General features: G+C 72.3%; 22 protein-coding genes. 12 read left to right on the top strand and 10 right to left on the bottom strand.

What is annotated here, in order from left to right:
- The 3 genes from ABH937_RS11855 to ABH937_RS11845 all read left to right on the top strand — a co-directional run.
- The coding region (locus ABH937_RS11855; protein ID WP_370218166.1) for a WD40 repeat domain-containing protein at nucleotides 1–412 on the top strand (412 nt) is incomplete at its 5' end.
- Between the two features lie 352 nt (nucleotides 413–764).
- Nucleotides 765–1,640, top strand: a complete 876-nt coding sequence (locus tag ABH937_RS11850) for a C40 family peptidase (RefSeq protein ID WP_280690867.1) — start codon at nucleotides 765–767, stop codon at nucleotides 1,638–1,640.
- Nucleotides 1,641–1,688: 48 nt separating this feature from the next.
- The gene (locus ABH937_RS11845) at nucleotides 1,689–2,141 is read left to right on the top strand and encodes a hypothetical protein (protein WP_280690866.1); all 453 of its coding nucleotides are present in this window, start codon (nucleotides 1,689–1,691) and stop codon (nucleotides 2,139–2,141) included.
- A 114-nt stretch (nucleotides 2,142–2,255) separates the two neighbouring features.
- Here ABH937_RS11845 and ABH937_RS11840 read toward each other — a convergent pair whose 3' ends face one another.
- Nucleotides 2,256–2,798: a methylated-DNA--[protein]-cysteine S-methyltransferase gene (locus ABH937_RS11840; protein WP_280690865.1), complete on the bottom strand. Its 543-nt coding sequence runs from the start codon at nucleotides 2,796–2,798 to the stop codon at nucleotides 2,256–2,258.
- Between the two features lie 188 nt (nucleotides 2,799–2,986).
- Between ABH937_RS11840 and ABH937_RS11835 the strand changes: the two genes are divergently transcribed.
- The gene (locus ABH937_RS11835) at nucleotides 2,987–3,781 is read left to right on the top strand and encodes a hypothetical protein (RefSeq protein WP_280690864.1); all 795 of its coding nucleotides are present in this window, start codon (nucleotides 2,987–2,989) and stop codon (nucleotides 3,779–3,781) included.
- Nucleotides 3,782–3,824: 43 nt separating this feature from the next.
- On the opposite strand, the gene ABH937_RS11830 is transcribed toward ABH937_RS11835, so the two are convergent.
- A complete protein-coding gene (locus ABH937_RS11830) occupies nucleotides 3,825–4,376 on the bottom strand; it encodes a DinB family protein (protein WP_280690863.1) in 552 nt (183 codons plus the stop codon).
- Between the two features lie 134 nt (nucleotides 4,377–4,510).
- Between ABH937_RS11830 and ABH937_RS11825 the strand changes: the two genes are divergently transcribed.
- Nucleotides 4,511–4,840, top strand: coding sequence for a hypothetical protein (locus tag ABH937_RS11825; RefSeq protein ID WP_280690862.1), 330 nt, complete (start codon nucleotides 4,511–4,513; stop codon nucleotides 4,838–4,840).
- 54 nt (nucleotides 4,841–4,894) lie between these two features.
- Here the strand turns inward: ABH937_RS11825 and ABH937_RS11820 are convergent, their stop codons facing one another.
- The gene (locus ABH937_RS11820) at nucleotides 4,895–5,395 is read right to left on the bottom strand and encodes a PPOX class F420-dependent oxidoreductase (RefSeq protein WP_280690861.1); all 501 of its coding nucleotides are present in this window, start codon (nucleotides 5,393–5,395) and stop codon (nucleotides 4,895–4,897) included.
- 56 nt (nucleotides 5,396–5,451) lie between these two features.
- Nucleotides 5,452–5,757, bottom strand: coding sequence for an antibiotic biosynthesis monooxygenase (locus ABH937_RS11815; protein WP_280690860.1), 306 nt, complete (start codon nucleotides 5,755–5,757; stop codon nucleotides 5,452–5,454).
- Between the two features lie 251 nt (nucleotides 5,758–6,008).
- Between ABH937_RS11815 and ABH937_RS11810 the strand changes: the two genes are divergently transcribed.
- The 5 genes from ABH937_RS11810 to ABH937_RS11790 all read left to right on the top strand — a co-directional run bounded on the left by ABH937_RS11810 (nucleotide 6,009) and on the right by ABH937_RS11790 (nucleotide 12,037).
- Nucleotides 6,009–6,896: a DMT family transporter gene (locus ABH937_RS11810; protein WP_280690859.1), complete on the top strand. Its 888-nt coding sequence runs from the start codon at nucleotides 6,009–6,011 to the stop codon at nucleotides 6,894–6,896.
- A gap of 447 nt (nucleotides 6,897–7,343) precedes the next feature.
- Nucleotides 7,344–8,192 carry a nitrilase-related carbon-nitrogen hydrolase gene (locus ABH937_RS11805; RefSeq protein ID WP_280690858.1) on the top strand — a complete coding sequence of 283 codons (849 nt, stop codon included), beginning with the start codon at nucleotides 7,344–7,346 and terminating at the stop codon, nucleotides 8,190–8,192.
- 60 nt (nucleotides 8,193–8,252) lie between these two features.
- A complete protein-coding gene (locus ABH937_RS11800) occupies nucleotides 8,253–9,578 on the top strand; it encodes an aspartate aminotransferase family protein (RefSeq protein ID WP_370218165.1) in 1,326 nt (441 codons plus the stop codon).
- Complete coding sequence (hydA, locus tag ABH937_RS11795) at nucleotides 9,575–10,978, top strand: dihydropyrimidinase (protein ID WP_370218164.1); 1,404 nt, start codon at nucleotides 9,575–9,577, stop codon at nucleotides 10,976–10,978. Before ABH937_RS11800 ends, hydA begins: the two co-directional genes overlap by 4 nt.
- A gap of 48 nt (nucleotides 10,979–11,026) precedes the next feature.
- Complete coding sequence (locus ABH937_RS11790) at nucleotides 11,027–12,037, top strand: TIGR03842 family LLM class F420-dependent oxidoreductase (protein WP_280690855.1); 1,011 nt, start codon at nucleotides 11,027–11,029, stop codon at nucleotides 12,035–12,037.
- A gap of 75 nt (nucleotides 12,038–12,112) precedes the next feature.
- On the opposite strand, the gene ABH937_RS11785 is transcribed toward ABH937_RS11790, so the two are convergent.
- Entirely contained in the window at nucleotides 12,113–12,934 is an 822-nt protein-coding gene (locus tag ABH937_RS11785; protein WP_370218163.1) for an alpha/beta fold hydrolase, read from the bottom strand.
- Nucleotides 12,935–13,068: 134 nt separating this feature from the next.
- On the opposite strand from ABH937_RS11785, the gene ABH937_RS11780 reads away from it, so the two are divergent.
- The gene (locus ABH937_RS11780) at nucleotides 13,069–13,707 is read left to right on the top strand and encodes a TetR/AcrR family transcriptional regulator (protein ID WP_370218162.1); all 639 of its coding nucleotides are present in this window, start codon (nucleotides 13,069–13,071) and stop codon (nucleotides 13,705–13,707) included.
- A gap of 226 nt (nucleotides 13,708–13,933) precedes the next feature.
- On the opposite strand, the gene ABH937_RS11775 is transcribed toward ABH937_RS11780, so the two are convergent.
- From ABH937_RS11775 to ABH937_RS11760, 4 genes are all read right to left on the bottom strand, one after another.
- Nucleotides 13,934–14,344, bottom strand: a complete 411-nt coding sequence (locus ABH937_RS11775; RefSeq protein ID WP_280690852.1) for a nuclear transport factor 2 family protein — start codon at nucleotides 14,342–14,344, stop codon at nucleotides 13,934–13,936.
- A 104-nt stretch (nucleotides 14,345–14,448) separates the two neighbouring features.
- Complete coding sequence (locus ABH937_RS11770) at nucleotides 14,449–14,703, bottom strand: hypothetical protein (protein ID WP_370218161.1); 255 nt, start codon at nucleotides 14,701–14,703, stop codon at nucleotides 14,449–14,451.
- Nucleotides 14,700–15,854: an inorganic phosphate transporter gene (locus tag ABH937_RS11765; protein ID WP_280690850.1), complete on the bottom strand. Its 1,155-nt coding sequence runs from the start codon at nucleotides 15,852–15,854 to the stop codon at nucleotides 14,700–14,702. The genes ABH937_RS11770 and ABH937_RS11765 overlap by 4 nt, the downstream gene beginning before the upstream one ends.
- Nucleotides 15,855–16,001: 147 nt before the next feature.
- Nucleotides 16,002–16,844 carry a DUF3626 domain-containing protein gene (locus ABH937_RS11760; RefSeq protein WP_370218160.1) on the bottom strand — a complete coding sequence of 281 codons (843 nt, stop codon included), beginning with the start codon at nucleotides 16,842–16,844 and terminating at the stop codon, nucleotides 16,002–16,004.
- 963 nt (nucleotides 16,845–17,807) lie between these two features.
- On the opposite strand from ABH937_RS11760, the gene ABH937_RS11755 reads away from it, so the two are divergent.
- Nucleotides 17,808–18,101, top strand: a complete 294-nt coding sequence (locus ABH937_RS11755; RefSeq protein ID WP_280690848.1) for an MTH1187 family thiamine-binding protein — start codon at nucleotides 17,808–17,810, stop codon at nucleotides 18,099–18,101.
- A 12-nt stretch (nucleotides 18,102–18,113) separates the two neighbouring features.
- Here the strand turns inward: ABH937_RS11755 and ABH937_RS11750 are convergent, their stop codons facing one another.
- On the bottom strand, nucleotides 18,114–18,998 hold the full coding sequence (locus tag ABH937_RS11750; protein ID WP_370146452.1) for an amidohydrolase family protein: 885 nt from the start codon (nucleotides 18,996–18,998) through the stop codon (nucleotides 18,114–18,116).
- Nucleotides 18,999–19,181: the final 183 nt, after the last annotated feature.

Genomic DNA, 19,181 nt, shown 5'->3' with positions numbered 1-19,181 from the left:
CGGCCAGACCCTGGCCAGCGCCGGCAACGACGGCACCGTCCGCACCTGGGACACCCACGACCACACCCTCACCGCCACCCTGACCGGCCACACCGGCTCGGTGCGCGCCGTGGCCTTCGCCCCCGACGGCCAGACCCTGGCCAGCGCCGGCAACGACGGCACCGTCCGCACCTGGGACACCCACGACCACACCCTCACCGCCACCCTGACCGGCCACACCGACGCCGTCTGGTCAGTGGCCTTCAGCCCGGACGGCCAGACCCTGGCCAGCGGCGGCAGCGACGGCACGGTCCGCCTCTGGAACTCCAGCACCCAGCAGCGCAGCCGCGAGATCTGCCGCCTGGTGGGCACGGTCAGCGCCGAGCAGTGGGCTCGGCTGCTCCCCGATCAGCCGTACCGACCCGGCTGCTGAGCCCACCGGGAACCGCAGGTCAGCAGGGGTTTCCCAAGGTGTTTCCCGTTTCCCGCCGATTGGGCGACGGCTACCCGCTGGACACCGCCGGGCGCCGACCAGCACTCTCGAATCACCAGCCGCCGCCGCTGCACTGACCAACCATCAGCGGTCGTCGATCTGCTGGACCTCCGTCACCTGTGTCCGCAATGGGTGCTGTCCTCAGCGGCCCCTGTCGTCAGCGACCGCTGCCCTCCGTGCCCCTGCCCTCAGTGCCCTGGCCTCAGTGCCCTGCCCTCAGTGCCCTGGCCTCATCGACCACTGTCCTCGGCCCAGCCCTGTCCTCAGTCACCCCTGACCCGGGAGCCTCGCCATGTCCGCCACGATCAACGCCAAGCTCCGCTCCGCCTTCACCACTCTCGCCTGCCTGCTCCTGCTGCTGGCCGGCCCGCCCCTCGCCGCCTGGGCCGGAGCCGCCGACGGCCGGGCCGGGCCCCGCGACACCGGCGACTGCGCACCGCTCACGACGGGTGCCTCGGCCACGGCCGAGAGCGCCGTCCGGGCGGCCTGCGGGCAGCTCGGCGTCTGGTACACCTGGGGCGGCGGCCACGGTCCGGACCCCGGGGCGACCTACGGCCACCCCGACGGGGTGGACCCGGCCAGCGACCACGACAACGAACGCCTGGGCTTCGACTGCTCCGGCCTGGTCCGGTACGCCTACGCCCAGGCCACCGGCACGGACCTGCTGAACGGCGACGCCGGCCAGCAGTTCTACACCCTGCACGCAGCCGAGCGCTTCACTCCCGGCCAGGGCAGCGCCCCGCTACTGCCCGGCGACCTGCTCGCCTACGGCAGCTCCGACAACCTCCACCACATCGCCATCTACCTGGGCGCGGGCAAGATGGTCGAGGCCCGCCAGTCCGGCACGCACATCATGGTCAGCGACGCCCGGCTCGACGGCGACTACTTCGGCGCCGTCCGGATCAACCCGGGCCCGGTGACCGGGATCACCGAACAGACCTGGAGCACCGGGGTCTGGACCCACGTCCAGCCGTCCGCCGACAGCCCTCGCGTCTACGCCTTCCCGGACGCCACCACCGTGCGCGTCTCCTGCCAGGAGCACGCGCAGAGCATCACGGCCGAGGGCATCACCAACGACGCCTGGTCCTTCCTGCCCGACTACCAGGCCTGGATCTCCAACATCTACCTCCAGGGCCCGGCCTGGCTCGACTCCGTCCCCACCTGCTGACCGTCCCTCACCCTTTCGAAGCCCTTCGAACCCCTTCGAGGAGAAGCCATGTCCTACCTGCCCAAGCTCCGCACCGCGGCGGTCACCGCCGCCCTCGCCCTCGGCGCCGGTCTGCTGATCGCCGCCCCCGCCGGCCCGGCCGCCGCCTCTGCCTCCGACTGCGCCGGCGGTGCCAACGGCTTCGTCGACGTCTCCGACACCGCCTCCGGCACCGTCCAGCGCTCCGCGTCCCACGACGGCGACACCATCAGCCTCCAGTCCGCGGGCGGCCGAGGGTTCGCCAAGATCGAGGGCGCCACCCGCTCCGGCGAGAGCGTCTGGATGGACTGGACCCGCGACGGCGGCCACACCTGGCTCCAGTGCGGGCCGTTCACCGTCGATCACGGCGACAACAGCTCCAAGACGTCCCCGTCCAAGGGCACCAGCTCCGACCCCAACTACCGTTTCCGCGCCTGCGGTCTGACCCTTGACCAGGCCATCACCTGCACCGACTGGTGGTAGCCCAAGGCCGGCCGACCCACCCGGTGCTGCCGTGCCTCACTCGACCCCTGCGGTCCGGGCGAGGCGCGGCAGCGCCGGCATCCGCCACGGCGGCAACGGTCCGGCAGACGCGGATCAGACCAGGGTGCTCGGCAGCGCACCCTCGTGAGCCAGCAGGTACTCCTTGCGCTCCAGCCCGGCGGCATACCCGGTGAGCGAGCCGTTGGCACCGATGATCCGGTGGCACGGGCGGATGATGAGCAGCGGGTTGGCGCCGATCGCCGTGCCAACCGCGCGGACCGCCGAACGCGGCGCGCCGATCTGCTCGGCCAGCCGACCGTAGGTGGTGGTGGTGCCGTACGGGATGGTGTCGATCGCCTGCCAGACCCGGCGCTGGAACTCGGTGCCCTCGGCGTGCAGCTCGACCGCGAACTCCTTGAGATCCCCCGCGAAGTACGCGCGCAGCTGGGCCACGATCTCCGTGAAGGCGGCCGGATCGGCCCGCCAGCCGGGCTCGACGGTGACGGCACGGCGCTGCCCGCTGACCGACAACGAGCGCAGCGTGATCCCGCCGGGCGCGCTCGCGGACTCCTCGCCGACCAGCAGCAGCTCGCCGAGCGGGCTGTCGATCGTGGCGTGGACAGTGCTGCTCACAGTGCTGGTCGCATCGCTGGTCACGGCGGCTGACCTTTCTCGCTGAGGGTGGTGTACCCCTCCACTCTGCCGTGTCCCGGGAGGCCCGACCGGCGGATTTCGGACCTCGCTGTCGCACACTTTTTGTTCACATTCCTCTGCGAGGTACCGTCGATCTGAGTTCAAATTCGAAACATCACGCTGAATGACCACCGAGGAACAGGACGCCGCCGATGGCCGAGCAGCCGCACCGCACCCCCGCTGCCAAGCCCACCCGCACGCCCCGCAAGGCCACCCGCAAGCCGGCCGGCACGCCCGACGACCGCCGGACCAAGGCGGCCGCCGCCCGTGAGGCGGAGCGGCGGGCCGAGCGCAAGCTGCGCCTGCTGGTCCGCTCGGCGGCCGGACTGCTCGGCCTGGCCGTGCTGGGCGGCGTGACCGCGGTCGCCGTGACCGCGGGGGGCAGCAGCTCGTCGGCCGCCGCCGCGTCCTCGACGACGCCCGCGATACCCACCCAGCCGCGCACCACGGCCGACGGGCGCACCAGCGCGCCGCCGTGGTCCGCTCCGGCCGACCCGGCCGCCGCCGTGGCGGCCGCGGGCCTGCCGATGCTCGGTGCCGAGGGCACCGCCGAGCACATCCACGCCCACCTCGACGTCTACCTGGACGGCCAGGCGGTGACCGTCCCCGCGCTGGTCGGCATCGACGAGGCCGCGCAGCAGATCAGTCCGCTGCACACGCATGACACCAGCGGCGTGATCCACATCGAGTCGCCGGTCCAGGCGCGCTTCACGCTCGGCCAGTTCATGACCGAGTGGCAGGTCTCACTGGCCGCCGACCACCTCGGCGGCGCGGGGACGGACGCGACCCACACGCTGACCGCGTACGTCAACGGCAAGCCGGTCACCGGCGACCCGGCGGCGATCACCCTCGGCGCGCACGACGAGATCGCCCTGGTCTACGGGACGGCCGCCGAGAACGCCCGAGTCACCGTGCCGCACGACTACGCCTGGCCGAGCGGCCTGTGAGCCGGGAGAGCGCGACGGGGGCGCGCCGCGCGGGTCGGCGCGGTCAGTAGCCGGTCATGCCGTCCAACCGTTCGCGCAGCAGGTCGGCGTGACCGGTGTGCCGGGCGTACTCGGCGATGTGGCCCACCAGGATCCGGCGCAGCGAGATCGGCTCGCCGGTCATCGGCGCGGCCGCGAGCTGGTCCAGTGAGGGGACGGCGGCCACGATCTCGCGGGACCGCCGGCACTCCGCCCGCCAGACGGCGAGATCGTGCGACAGGTCGCCGCCGGTGAACTCGAAATCCTGGTCCGGGTCGTCGTCGGAGTAGTACAGCTGCGGCAGGTCCAGGCCGGCGAACTGCAGAGCGAACCACCAGCGCTCGACCCCGGCCAGGTGCCGGACGATCCCGTGCAGGCTCAGCCCGGACGGCGCCACGCTCTTCTCCGCCAACTGGTCCGCCGACAGCCCGGCGCATTTGAGCTCGAACGTGGCGCGGTGCCAGTCCAGGAAGGCGGTCAACGTCTCACGTTCGTCGCCGACCCTGGGCAGCGGGCTGCGGGTGTCGAGCGCCTTCGGCCAGGCGGGCGAGAGGTTCTGCGGGGGAAGTTCCTTCATGCGCGCGAGTGTGGCAGGCCCGACTGACAGTCAGTTCGGACTGCGGCGGCGCACTCGGATCCGCTCGGGTCCGCTCGGGCCGGCCTCCAGCGCGAGTCGAGCGATTGTCAGGGACGGCGCCTAACGTGGGCTCCGTGTTCACCGCGCCGACCGGGGCTCTCGCCATGCCCGTCGATCTGATCGCCCTTCAGCACGCCGTGCTCGCCGCCGACCGGGCGGTCGGCGACTACGCGCTCGCCGTGCGAGACCGCCGGCGGGCGGCCTTTCCCGATCCCGCGCAGGCGGTGCAGCGCTGCACCTGGGCGGCCGGTGAGCAGGTCGAGTTCGACCGTCGCTGGGAGACGTACGTCCGGGCCGGCGCGGCGCTGCGGGCGCACCCGGTGCTGGTCCGGGCCCGGGTCCTGGGCATCGAGCCCGAGGCGCTGCGGGCGCTGCGGCAGGCGGCCACCGGCCCGGCCCGCTGAGCTGCCGGCGGCGGGTGCGCGGCCGTCAGGGTGCGCGGAAGGCGGTCCCGACGGTCAGGACGCTGCCGGGCGCGGGCTGGTCCCGCGCCCCAGGGTCCGGGTGACCGTGATCTCGATGACCACCCGCTCCGGGTTCGGGCGCGGGGTGCGGTAGCGCAGCGCGTACCGGGCCTCGGCGTCGGCCACCGCATCCGGGTCGCGGCGCAGCACGGCGACCCCCTCCAGGGTCGCCCACCGCCCGCCGTCCACCTGGCACAGCGCCACCCGGGCGCCCCGCTCCCCGGCCGCCGCGACGTTGCGCGCCTTGCGGCTGCCGGCGCTGGAGATCACCCGGGCGATGCCGGTGGCGGGGTCATAGGTGGCGCCGACCGGAACGACGTGCGGTGTGCCGTCGGGCCGCAGGGTGGTGAGGGTGCAGAGGTGCCGCTCGGCCCAGAAGGCGAGGAACTCCTCGCCGAGCACGGGCACGGGCACCGGCACCGGCACCGGCACCGGAACAATCGGGGCGGGAGCAGCGGCGGCTTCAGCGCCAGGGGCAGCGTCGGGGGCGGTCATCCCATCAGCCTACGATCCGCCCGTTGCCACCCCGCGCCGAGCCCCGCAGCCGGTGCTCACTGGGTGCTGAGCACCGTGAAGTGAGCGACCTCCGGCGGGTGTTCAAGGTAGGTCAGCTCGTTCTCCGACCAGACCGGGCGCTTCGTCCACATCGGTCCGGCATACGCCCGCAGCGCCTCCTCGTCGCGCCATCTGGTCACCACCAGGACGCGGTGCGTGCTGCCGGGCAGCGAGCGCAGCAGTTCGCCGCCGAGGTAGCCGTCGAGGCCGACCAGCTCCGGCAGCATCTCCGACTGGATCACCGCGCAGAACTCCGTCATCAGCTTGGGCGCGACCCGCGCCTCCCACATCCGGATGATCATCGCTGCCTCCTCCCCCGTTCCCGTCCGCCAACTCCTTGGGTCATGGAGTCATGGGTCCAGCACTTCCATTATCGGCCCCCGCCCCGGGCCCACCGCCGGCCGCCGCGCCGACACGCGGGTGCCGCCGCACGGTCGGCGGCGTACCGCGAGGGCGGAGGTACGCTGGCGGCGAATCGAACACCGTGCCAGGCCGCCCCCGCTCGGGCGCCCGAGCGGCGCGGTCGGACCACACGACGGCCGGGTGATCCTGCGTGGCGGTCTTCTTCCTGGCGATCGGCGCCGCCTGCTGCCTGGGCCTCGGGTTCGTGCTCCAGCAGCACGCCGCCCAGCGTGCGCCACGCTCCGACCTGCTGCACTGGCGGCTGCTGCTGGACCTGCTCAAGGTGCCCGAGTGGCTCGCGGGGCTCACGGCCATGGTGATCGGCCTGGTGCTCAGCGCCTGGGCGCTGGGCCTGGGCGAGGTCTCCCTGGTGGAGCCGCTGCTCACCACCAATCTCGTCTTCGCGATGGCGCTGGCCAGCGTGCTGAGCCGCCAGCGGCTGGGGCGGTCGGGCTGGGGCGGGGTGGTGCTGCTGGGTCTCGGGGTGACGGCCTTCATCCTGGCGGGCGATCCGCACAGCGGCGGCGCGGCGGCGGGCGAACTGCGGCACTGGCTGGTCTTCGGCGTGGTGGCCGGACTCGCGCTGCTCCTGGTGTCCTTCGGGCGGCGGCTGCCGCTCTTCGAGGAGGCCACCGTCCTCGCGCTGGCCGCCGGACTGCTCTACGGGCTGCAGGACTCGCTCACCCGTGCCACCGCGAACCGGATCGACGCCGCCGGCGTGGCGGCGGTGCTGCACCGCTGGGAGCCGTACGCGGTGGTCGCCCTCGGCGCCGTCGGGCTGCTGCTGGTGCAGAGCGCCTTCGAGGTGGCGCCGCTGCGGATGTCGCTCCCGGCGCTGACCGCCGCCCAGCCGCTGGCCGGGATCGTCTGCGCGGTGGGGTTCCTCGGTGACCAGTTGCGGGTCACGCCCGGCGCGCTGGCCTGGGAGGCGGCCGGGCTGCTGGCCATGGTGCTGGGCGTGGTGCTGATCGGGCGCCACCCGTCACTGCCGAACGCCTGCGGGAACGGGGCGGACGAGACGGCGGCGCCGCCCCCGTGACCGGGGACACCGCACGCGCCGCTCGGACAGCCGGTCCTCACCCGGATGGCGCCGGCCCGGCCGCACGCTTGGTCCACCCGGGTGAACTCCGGCTCCGCCCCCGGCCGACCGGACGGGGGCGACCCTTCGGCCCGCCTACTGGCGGTGTGTCACCGGCCCGGGCCGAAGCGCCGCCGAGAGCTGACAGGTTGTCGGGGTTCGGCCGGCACCGCGCTGGGGAGTCTGCAAGGACACCCGTCGCAGGCCGTTACCTCCTCCGACCCGCGCTCGCCACCCGTCGCCTGTCACCCGATCGCCGGAGTGACGCGGGGGCGTCCGGATCGTTGGCAGGTCATCGCACATTCGCACGTCAGCGCTCATTCGCACGTCATCGCACGTCGGCACGTCATCGCCCCGGCTCGACAGCTCCAGGTCCCGTCAGCCTCAACTGATTCAGGAGCGGTTCCCATGTCGCAGTCCCAGATCGTCCGCGCCGCCCTCGTCCAGACCCGCTGGACCGGCGAGCAGTCCTCGATGGTGGAGCTCCACGAGCGGTACGCCCGAGAGGCGGCCGCGCAGGGAGCGCGGGTCATCGGATTCCAGGAGGTCTTCAACGCCCCGTACTTCTGCCAGGTGCAGGATCCGGAGCACTACCGCTGGGCCGAACCGGTGCCGGACGGTCCCACCGTCACCCGCATGCGCGAGCTGGCCGCCGAGCTGAACCTGGTCATGGTCGTGCCGGTGTACGAGGTGGAGCAGAGCGGCGTGTACTACAACACCGCCGCCGTGATCGACGCCGACGGCAGCTACCTCGGCAAGTACCGCAAGCACCACATTCCGCAGGTCAAGGGGTTCTGGGAGAAGTACTACTTCAAGCCCGGCAACCTCGGCTGGCCGGTCTTCGACACCGCCGTGGGCAAGGTGGGCGTCTACATCTGCTACGACCGGCACTTCCCCGAGGGCTGGCGGGCGCTCGGGCTGGCCGGGGCCCAGATCGTCTACAACCCCTCGGCCACCAGCCGAGGACTCTCCGCCTACCTCTGGCAGTTGGAGCAGCCGGCCGCAGCGGTCGCCAACGAGTACTTCGTGGCGGCGATCAACCGGGTCGGGGTGGAGGAGTACGGCGACAACGACTTCTACGGGAGCTCGTACTTCGTCGACCCGCGCGGGCAGTTCGTCGGCGAGGTCGCCTCCGACAAGGAGGAGGAGCTGGTGATCCGGGACCTCGATCTGGGGCTGATCGACGAGGTGCGCCAGCAGTGGGCGTTCTACCGCGACCGCCGACCGGAGGCGTACGGGCCGCTGACCGAGGCCTGAGTCCGCCGAGGCCCGGCCACCGCGCCCCGCCACACCCCTAGCCGAGGAGGGCACCACCCGATGACCACCACCGACGTCACCACCGACACGCTGCGGGCCCGCCACCGTGCGGTGCTGCCCGCCTGGCTGGCCACCTACTACCGGGAGCCGATCGAGCTGACCCATGGCGAGGGCCGGCACGTCTGGGATTCCGAGGGCAACCGCTACCTGGACTTCTTCGGCGGCATCCTCACCACCATGACCGCCCACGCCCTGCCCGAGGTGACCAAGGCGGTGGCCGAGCAGGCCTGCCGGATCATGCACACCTCCACGCTCTACCTCTCCTCGGCGATGGTGGAACTGGCCGAGCAGATCGCCGCGCTGTCCGGCATCCCGGACGCCAAGGTCTTCTTCACCACCTCGGGCACCGAGGCCAACGACGCCGCGCTGCTGCTGGCCACCAGCTACCGCCGGTCCAACCAGATCCTGGCGCTGCGCAACAGCTACCACGGGCGGTCCTTCTCCACCGTCGGCATCACGGGCAACACCGCCTGGTCCCCCACCAGCCTCTCCCCGTTGCAGACCCTCTACGTGCACGGCGGGGTGCGCGACAGCGGTCCGTACGCGCGGCTGACCGACGCCGAGTTCATCGCGGCCTGCGTGACGGACCTCCAGGAGATGCTCGGTCAGGCCGAGGGCACCGTGGCGGCGCTGATCGCCGAGCCGATCCAGGGCGTCGGCGGTTTCACCCATGGCCCGGACGGGCTGCTGGCCGCCTTCAAACAGGTGCTGGACCAGCGCGGGATCCTCTGGATCAGCGATGAGGTGCAGACCGGTTGGGGCCGTACCGGTGACCACTTCTGGGGCTGGCAGGCGCACGGTCAGGCGGGGCCGCCGGACATCCTGACGTTCGCCAAGGGCATCGCCAACGGGATGTCGATGGGCGGGGTGGTGGCCCGCGCCGAGGTGATGGACAGCCTGGGCGCCAACTCGATCTCCACCTTCGGCGGCAGCCCGATCACCTGCGCCGCCGCGCTCGCCAACCTGCGCTACCTGCTGGACCACGACCTGCCGGCCAACGCCCGGCACACGGGAGCCCTGCTGCGCGCCCGGCTGGAGGCCGCTCGGCTGGAGCTGCCGATCGTGCGCGAGGTGCGCGGCCGCGGCCTGATGCTGGGCGTCGCGCTGCCGGACGCCGCCGCGGCCACCGCGACCCTGGAACACGCCAGGGCCCTGGGCCTGTTGATCGGCAAGGGCGGTCGGGCCGGTGATGTGCTGCGGATCGCCCCGCCGCTGTCGTTGACCCAGACCGAGGCGCGCGAGGGCGCCGACCTGCTCGTCGAGGCACTGCGGCGAGCGGCAGCCGAACGGGAGCAGGACCCGACCGGACAGGAGCAGCCGGCATGACACGCATCCTGATCACGGGCGGCCTGGTGATCACCGCCGCCGAGGAACTCCTGGCCGACGTGCTGATCGAGGACCAGCGGATCGTCGCGCTCGCCAGCACCGGCAGCGAGGTGGCGGCCGGCTGGACCGCGGACCGGGTGATCGACGCGACCGGACGGTACGTCATCCCCGGCGGGGTGGACGCCCACACCCACATGGAACTGCCGTTCGGCGGCACCAGCGCCTCCGACACCTTCGAGACCGGTACCCGGGCGGCCGCCTGGGGCGGCACCACCACGATCGTGGACTTCGCCGTCCAGCCGGTGGGCGGCTCGCTGCGCGCGGGCCTGGACAGCTGGCACGCCAAGGCGGAGGGCAACTGCGCGATCGACTACGCCTTCCACACCATCGTCTCGGACGTCACCGAGGAGGTGCTGAAGGAACTGGACCTGCTCACCGAGAGCGGCGAGTCGACCTCCTTCAAGCTCTTCATGGCCTACCCCGGCGTCTTCTACAGCGACGACGGCAAGATCCTGCGGGCGATGCAGCGCTGTGCCGGCAACGGCGGGCTGATCATGATGCACGCGGAGAACGGGATCGCCATCGACGTGCTGGTCGAGCAGGCGCTGGCCGCCGGGCACACCGACCCGCGCTACCACGGTGAGGTGCGCCGTGAGCTGCTGGAGGCCGAGGCCACCCACCGGGCGATCAAACTCGCCCAGGTGGCCGGTTCGCCGCTCTACGTGGTGCACGTCTCGGCCGCCTCGGCGCTGGCCGAGCTGGCCACCGCCCGGGACCAGGGCCTGCCGGTCTTCGGCGAGACCTGCCCGCAGTACCTCTTCCTCTCCACCGACGACCTGGCCCGGCCAGGATTCGAGGGCGCCAAGTACGTCTGCTCCACCCCGCTGCGCCCGCGCGAGCACCAGGCCGAACTGTGGAAGGGCCTGCGCACCGACGACCTCCAGGTGGTCTCCACCGACCACTGCCCGTTCTGCTTCGTGGGCCAGAAGGAGCTCGGGCGCGGCGACTTCTCGAAGATCCCCAACGGGCTGCCGGGCGTGGAGAACCGGATGGACCTGCTGCATCAGGCGGTGGTGGAGGGACGGATCTCGCGGCGCCGCTGGATCGAGATCGCCTGTGCCGCGCCGGCCCGGATGTTCGGCCTCTATCCGCGCAAGGGCACCATCGCGCCGGGCGCCGACGCCGACGTGGTCGTCTACGACCCCGGCGCGACCCAGACCATCTCGGCCACCACCCACCACATGAACGTCGACTACTCGGCCTACGAGGGGCGCCGGCTGACCGGCCGGGTTGAGCTGGTGCTGTCGCGCGGCAACGTGCTGCTGGAGGACGGGCGTTGGCTCGGCCGCGCCGGGCACGGCGGGTTCCTGCGGCGAGGGACCTGCCAGTACCTCAGCTGACCACCCCCGTGACGTTCCGATATGACGTTCCGACGAACGGAGACCTGTATGGACATCGGGCTCGTCCTCCAGACCGACCCGCCGGCTCGACTGCTGGTCGAGCGGATGCAGCGCGCCGAGGCGGCCGGGTTCACCCATGGCTGGACCTTCGACTCCTGCGTGCTCTGGCAGGAACCCTTCGTGATCTACAGTCAGATCCTCGGCCACACCGAGCGGCTGACCGTGGGATCGATGGTCACCAACCCCTCCACCCGGACCTGGGAGGTGACCGCCTCGCTCTTCGCCACGCTGAACGACATGTTCGGCAACCGGACCGTCTGTGGCATCGGGCGCGGCGACTCGGCGATGCGGGTGGCCGGTCGGCGCCCGGCCACCCTGGCCCGGCTCAGCGAGGCGATGCACGCGATCAAGGAGCTCGCCGAGGGGCGTTCGGCCGTGGTGGACGGCACCGAGATGCGGCTGCCGTGGGTCAAGGACGGCGCGCTGCCGGTCTGGATGGGTGCCTACGGGCCCAAGGCCCTTGAGCTGACCGGCCGTCAGGCCGACGGCTTCATCCTGCAGTTGGCGGATCCCTACCTGACCGAGTACATGATCAAGGCGGTGCGCTCGGCCGCCACGGCGGCCGGCCGCGACCCGGACTCGGTGCGGATCTGCGTCGCGGCTCCCGCCTACGTGACGGCGGACGACTCGCCCGCCGCGCTCGCGCACGCCCGCGAGCAGTGCCGCTGGTTCGGCGGCATGGTCGGCAACCACGTGGCCGACCTGGTGACCCACTACGGCGAGCACTCGGACCTGGTGCCGGAGGCCCTGACCGCCTACATCAAGGACCGGCACGGCTACGACTACAGCCACCACGGCCGGGCGGACAACCCGGACACCACCTTCGTGCCGGACGAGATCGTCGACCGCTTCTGCCTGATCGGCCCGCCGGCGGTCCAGCTCGAACGCCTGGCCCAGCTGCGCTCGCTCGGCGTCGACCAGTTCGCGGTGTACGCGATGCACGACGCGATCGACAGCACCATCGACAGCTACGGCGCCGAGGTGATCCCACGGCTGTGAGCCGTGCGCCCGGCAAGATCCGTACGAGCGGCCCGGGGGCGGCGGCGCCGAGGTGGTCGGCGCGGCCGCCCGCGGTCACTCGCCGTCCGGCTTGACCTCCGTGTCGACGAAGGCGCCGATGGCCTCGAAGACCGCCCCGGGCTGCTCGACGTGCGGGAAGTGCCCGGCCTCGGAGACAGCGCGGAAGGTGGCGCGGGGGAAGGAGTCCGCCAGCGCGCGCCCGTACGCCAGCGGGACGATCCCGTCCTGCTCACCGGCGAGCACCAGCACCGGGACGGTGACCCGGTGCAGGCGGCCGCGCAGCTTCGGGTCGTGGCAGAACGGGTCGCCCGCGTAGACGGCCAGGGTGCGCTGGTTCGCGCCCATCACGGCCTTCTGCTCGTCGCTGAGCGCGGCCGGGTTCAGCCGCAGCTCGGGCTTGTGGAAGGCCAGTTCGCCGGTCCTGACCGGGCCGAGCTGCGCGGGGTTCGCGATCTCCAGCCCGGGCTCGGGGGCGATGCCGGTCGCGCCGAGCAGGACCAGCGCGCTGATCGCCGCCCGGTTGTCGCGCAGCCCCATCTCCGCGGCGATCCAGCCGCCGACCGAACTGCCGGCCACCATCACGCCGGTCAGGCCGAGCTCGTCGAGCAGGTCCAGGTACGCGCTGGCCAGGTCAGCGACGCTGTCCGCCCACTCCGGGCGGGGCGTGCCGTCGAAACCGGGGTGGATCGGCACGACCACGTAGGCGTGCTGGGACATGCCGGCGGCGAACCCGGCCATCGAGCGCGGCCCGGCGCCACCGTGCAGCATCAGCACGCCGGTACCTTCCGTGTTCTCGCCGAACTCCTGGATCGTGAGGGCCAAGCCGTTGCGCAGGGTGATGGTGCGCGAGGTGCTGGCGGGGGCGGTGACAGTCATGGTGACGCTTCCTTGTCGTCGAGCCGATCACGGTCGACTCTCTTCGTGAGAGCTGACTTTCATTACAGTAGAGCAGGCGCAGAACTCATGCAAGCGCACTCTCATCATCGGAGTCGACTTGCTATGGTGGTCGCATGCAGAAGATCGAACCCACGGCGCCGCAGGGCATGGACAGTCGCGCCAATCAGAAGCTGCGCACCCGGACGGCGATCCTGCAGGCCGCCGCCGAGCTGATGCGCACCGGCCGCGAGGTCACCATGCCGGAGGTCGCCAAGGCCGCCCTGGTCTCCGAGGCCACCGCCTACCGCTACTTCCCCGACCTGGCCACCCTGCTGCAGGAGGCGATGACCGGGCAGTGGCCCACCCCGGCCGAGGCGCTCGCCTCGGTCGCGGACTCCAGCGACCCGGTCGAACGCATCGCCGCCGCGACCGAGCACCTGCTGCGCACCGTCCTGACCTACCAGGGCGCCACTCGGGCCATGATCGCGGCCACCATCACCCAGCCCGTGACCACCGTCGCCCGCCCCGCCCTGCGGGTCGGCCTGATCGACCACGCGCTCGCCCCACTGGCCGACACCCTCGGCGCCACCGACCCCGCCGCGCTCGCGCAGCTCAGGAACGACCTCATGGTCGTGATCAGCGCCGAGGCCCTCTTCACCCTCACCGACCTGTGCCGGCTGGCCCCCGAGGACGCCATCGCCAGCGCCGTCCACACCGCGACCACCCTCACCCGGGCCGCCCTGCGCGAACACCTCGGGCCCGAACAGGCCTGACACCAGGCACAAATGGTGCCCGGCCCACCCACTACGACACCGACCCGGCGGGCACGGTGACCGCGCACTTCGCGGACGGCTCCAGCGTCACCGGTGACCTCCTGATCGGCGCCGACTCGGCCGACCGCGGGCACCGGCCGGTGGGCCAGGACCCGCTGCCCGCCTGCGCCGGCGCAGGCGGGCAGCGACCGGCTCGCCGAGGCGACCTGACGGTGCGTCCGCCGGATCAGCGGGCGCTGCCGATGTTCCGGTCGGCATCGGCGCCCTGGAGCATCAGGGTGGTCTCCTCGATGCGGCGGAACCGGCCGTCCGCGGCGAACTCGCCGAAGAGGTAGACCTCCGTGCGGACGACGGAGCCGTCGGTCTTCTGCACGTCGATGATGTGGCGGTCCGCGTAACGGTCGCCCTGCACGAGCTCCTCCAGGACCTGGATCGAACCGCCGGCGACGATCGTGCGCAGGTGGGCGATGTGGGCGGTGAACTCGGCACGGTCGGCCCAGCGGCCGTCGGTGCGCTGGCGGTAGTCGGGGGCGAAGTGCCGGTCGACGGCCTCGGCCAGCTCCAGGCCGGGGGTGAGGAGCAGGTCGGTGAGGGCGGAGGTGACGTCGGTGCGAGAGGTGGCAGTGGCGATGGTCATGGCGGTCCCCTGGGGATTCGTCGTTCGGTGAATCTCTGCGTGCGTCGAGCACGCATCTGTACCGTACTACGAATTGCGTGCGCTGCGCACGCTAAGCGCCGGAGTCAGCTGTGGCTGACGATGACCGAGATGCCCCAGCCGATCGCGGCGAGCACCACCGCGAAGCAGAGGCCGGCCAGCGCGTAGCCGATCGGCCCGACCGTGGGCCGTTGGGCCGCGGCCTGGCCGGCCGGCGTGGGCGGGGCTGGCGGGGTGAGCAGGCGCAGCCCGATCGCGAAGAGCGCGGGCAGGCCGGCGCCGGTGAGCAGGCCGACCACGACGATCTTCCACAACGCGTTCAGGTTGATCCACGAGTTCACGAGGCCACCTCCTGGGAGTCCGGCGCCGGGTGGACCGATCCGGTCCAGGCGGCGTTGACGTTCTCCGGCGTCACGGCCGGGTGGCGGGAGGCGAGGAAGAAGGCGACCGAGGCCAGCACCAGCACGACGAAGATCACCACCACGCCGCCGGTCCCGCCGATCCCGTGGGCGGCCCAGTAGGCCAGCGCACCGACCAGGGCGGCGGCCGGCAGGGTGAGCAGCCAGGCCACCACCATCCGGCGGGCGATGTGCCAGCGCACCTCGCCGTCCTTCTTGCCGACGCCCGCACCCAGGATCGACCCGGTGGCCACGTGGGTGGTGGAGAGCGAGTAGCCGAAGTCGGTGGAGGAGAGGATCACCGCGGCCGAGGCCGACTCGCTGGCCATCCCCTGCGGCGGCTCGATCTCCACCAGCCCCTTGCCCAGCGCCCGGATGACCCGCCAGCCGCCGATGTAGGTGCCCAGGGCGATCGCCACCGCGCAGGAGGCGATCACCCAGGTCGGCGACTTCGCGCCGGTGTGCAGGGTCCCGTTGGCGATCAGGGCCAGCGTGATGACGCCCATGGTCTTCTGCGCGTCGTTGGTGCCGTGGGCGAGCGAGACCATGGAGGCCGAGCCGACCTGCCCGATCCGGAAGCCGTGCCCACGGGTGCGTTCCGACACGTCGCGGGTGAGCCGGTAGACCAGGTAGGTGCCGACCGTGGCGATCGCGCCGGCGATGAACGGTGACAGCGCGGCGGGCACGATCACCTTGGAGACCAGGCCCTGCCACTTGACGGCGGAGGAGCCGGCCGCCGCCATCGTCGCGCCCACCACGCCGCCGATCAGCGCGTGCGAGGAACTGGACGGGATCCCGAGGAACCAGGTCGCCAGGTTCCACAGGATGCTGCCGGTCAGCCCGGCGAAGACCACGGTCAGGGTCACGTCGTGGCTGTTGACCAGGCCGCTGGCGATGGTCGCCGCGACGGCGGTCGACAGGAACGCCCCGGCCAGGTTCAGCACCGCCGAGACGCCGACCGCGACGCGCGGCGGCAGCGCGCCGGTGACGATCGAGGTCGCCATGGCGTTGCCGGTGTCATGGAAGCCGTTGGTGAAATCGAAGCCCAGCGCGGTGACGACCACCAGCGCCAGGACCGCATCGTTGCCGGTCACGCGGCCGAACCTAGCCGGTCGGGCCGGTGGCGCGCGGCCGCCACGACCCGGCGCGCCGGGTGGCCCACGAGCGCCATCCGGTTGGACCAGTAGGGCGACGGCGGCGCTCCGGAGCCCTCGTCGCAGGGTGAGCGGGCGACCGGTCGGTCAGGAAGTGGCGGCGCCGAACCGGGCGACGTAGTGCCAGACCCGCTTCAGCGCCTGCTCGTCGTACCGGCCGGTGCGGGACGCGTCGCCGATGATCGCCGGATCGAGGTGCCCGTCGCGAGCCAGTTCGACGCCCAGTGCCACGAACTCCGGCCCGCGGAAGTCCGGGTGGCGGCGTAGCTCGTCGACCGGGAGTCGATAGCCCGGATGCCATTCGAGCGCGCAGGGCAACAGCCGGGCGGCCGCCTCGACCTCGGTACCCCGGTAGCACGGGTCCAGCACCAGCGCCTCCACGTGCCGGTCGAACCGGACCTGGCCGTGCACCTGTGCCTCGATGTAGTCGTCCAGCGGGCCCCTGGTGTCGGCGGTGGCCGGCTCCACCAGCGACATCGCCGTGGCGACGCCGAAGTCCGAGGGCTCGGCGAAGCTGTCCGGATAGCAGAACGTGGACCGGGCGACCGGCTCCGCGCCGAGCCGGAAGTGTGCCGAGCCGAACCGCGGCGCCGCGCCCACCGCGTGGCGCCGGAAGTTCAGTGCCCCGTAGACCGGGCGCTCGTGCGCGGGCGCGTCGTCGTAGACGCCGCCGAACATCCGCTGCTCCCATCGCCAGCGGTCACCGCCTTGGTGGGCGGTCAGTCCACCGTTGCTGGTCCCGGTCACGAACTGCGAGCGGTACACCCCGTCGGCCGCCATCGCCCGCAGGATCGGCCGACCGTTCACCAGCCGGTCGGGGTGGAAGTTCAGCGTGACCCGCAGCTCCGGGTCGACCGGCGCTCCGCAGGAGAGGGCCGCGACATGTCGGATGGCACGTATCCGGCGCGGCTCGTCCGTGTCGATACTCACGCGCGAGAGTCTGCCGCACCTTGATCACCAAGGGAAGCCGTGCGCCGAGATCCGCTGCGGAGATCCGTTGCCGAGATCCGCTGCGGAGATCCGCTGCGGAATCGGGACGGCGGAGGCGAGGAGGAATGACGCCGGGAGACCGGAGTTGACAGCGTGTCCCCTTCCGCTCGCGCGGCTCGTTGACCTCGTGTGAACCAGATCCCGCCCCCCGCCACACCGTCCCGAGCGCGGCCGCCCGTCCTGCTGCGAGCCGTCCTCACCGGGCTCGGCTGCGCCGTCGCGCTGACCTTGTCGGGCTGTCAGGGGCAGTCGGCCCAGCGGCTCAGCGGTCCGCCGGCCCCGACGGCGGGTGCCTCCGGACCCTCCGGCTCCTCGGCGGCGACGGCGAGTGCCGGGTCGCTGACGCCGCTTCAGCCGCCCACCGCGGCGACCGGCCTGCGCGGCCTGACGGAGCACACCGTGGTGACCACACCCGGGCCGAGCTCCGCCGGGTCGGGCGACTCGGCCGGCGCCTCGGATCCGTCGGCCACCCCTGGGAGCGGGAGGGCGACCCCGGAGTCGACACGGGACGGCGGCTCAGGCCGAGTGGCCACCGGCTCCGGCCGGAACGGCGGACCGGCGCGACACGCCGGCCCGACCGCCCCTGCCAGGCCCGCCCCGTCGCCCGAACCCCCGCCGGACCCCGCCGGCACCGCATCGCGGGGCTCTGGCGGCACCACGGACGCCGGGCCGGCACCCGGCGCGTCGCCGGGCGGTTCCGGGGTCTGCGCACTCGCGGAGACCTACGGGAGGTGGCCCGCCGACTCCGACCAGGCCAGGATCTGCCGTGGCGTCTACGGCGGCTGACGGAGCCCCAGGGAGAGGGCAGGCGGGGCCCGCACGGTATGGCACCATGCTGATGATCATCTGAACGCACTCAGCCCATCCGCTCTGCCCACCCGCCCCGCTCACCGTGGAGGAATCATGATCGCCGCTTTCAGCGTCACCCCGCTCGGCATCGGCGAGGACGTCGCCGAGGCGGTCGCCGCCGCCGTCCGGGTGGTGCGCGCCAGCGGTCTGCCCAACCGGACCGACGCCATGTTCACCTCGATCGAGGGCGACTGGGACGAGGTGATGGCGGTGATCAAGGAGGCGGTGGCGGCGGTGAAGCCGTTCGCCAACCGGGTCAGCACGGTCATCAAGATCGACGACCGGGCCGGCGTCACGGACGGGCTGACCCGGAAGATGGCGTCGCTGGAGCGGCACCTGGCGGAGTGAGACCGCCTGACCCTAGCGAGCCAGGCCGAAGAGCCGGGCGGCGTTGTGGTGGCAGACCGCGCGCAACCACTCGTCGCCGAGGTCGAGGCCGGCCAGCGAATCGAGGGCGTGGCGGTACGGGTACGGGATGTTCGGGTAGTCGGTGCCGAGCAGGATCCGGTCCTGCAACTCCAGCAGCCGCGGGCGCAGTTCGACCGGGAACGGGGACTGCGCCTCGGTGAAGTCCGTGAACGCCATCGTGGTGTCCAGGTGCACCGCCGGGTACCTGCTCGCGAGGTCGAGGAACTCCGCGTAGTCGGGCAGGCCGAGGTGGGCCACGATCAGCGGCAGCCGCGGGTGACGGGCCATCACCTCGCCGATCGGTCCCGGGCCGGTGTGCTTGCCGGGCGCCGGCCCCGAGCCGCAGTGGGTGACCACCGGGATCCCCCGCTCGGCGAGCAGTCCCCAGACGCCGTCCAGCAACGGATCGGTCGGATCGTAACCGCCGACCTGCAGATGCGCCTTGAAGACCCGGGCGCCGGCCTCGATCGCCTCGGCCACATAGCGCTGGGCCTCCGGCTCGGGGAAGAAGGTCGCCGTGTGCAGGCAGTCAGGGGTCCGGGCGGCGAACCCGGCCGCCCAGCCGTTGAGCCACTCGGCCATGCCCGCCTTGTGCGGGTAGAGCATCGCGGTGAACGCGCGGACGCCGAAGCCGCGCAGGACGGCCAACCGCTCGGCCTCGCCCTCGCGGTAGGTGATGCCCCACTCCCGCCCGATCAGCGGTCCGACCGCGTCGAAGTACGCCCAGACCTTGGCGAGCACGTTCTCCGGCATGAAGTGGGTGTGCACGTCGATCAGCCCGGGTAGGCCCAGGCGCTGCCAGAACGCGACGACGTGCTCGGTCTCGTGGGTGATCACCGCCCCAACCTACCCGCTGGTACAGGTCTACGGGCGGTCTCGCCGAGCCTTCTGCCAGAGTTGTATGGAACAGACAAAAGACCGGTGCCAAAGTCGAGCCCGGAGGATATCGGCACCAGCTCAACCTCCTAGTCAGAGTGGGTTTTGGCGATGGAGATCGCCCCAGGCGAGGGCGACTCGGTA

The organism is Kitasatospora sp. GAS1066B, assembly GCF_041262605.1.
GTDB lineage: Bacteria > Actinomycetota > Actinomycetes > Streptomycetales > Streptomycetaceae > Kitasatospora.
Note: the sequence above shows the minus strand (reverse complement) of the source record. Positions and strands in the feature narration are given on the sequence as shown.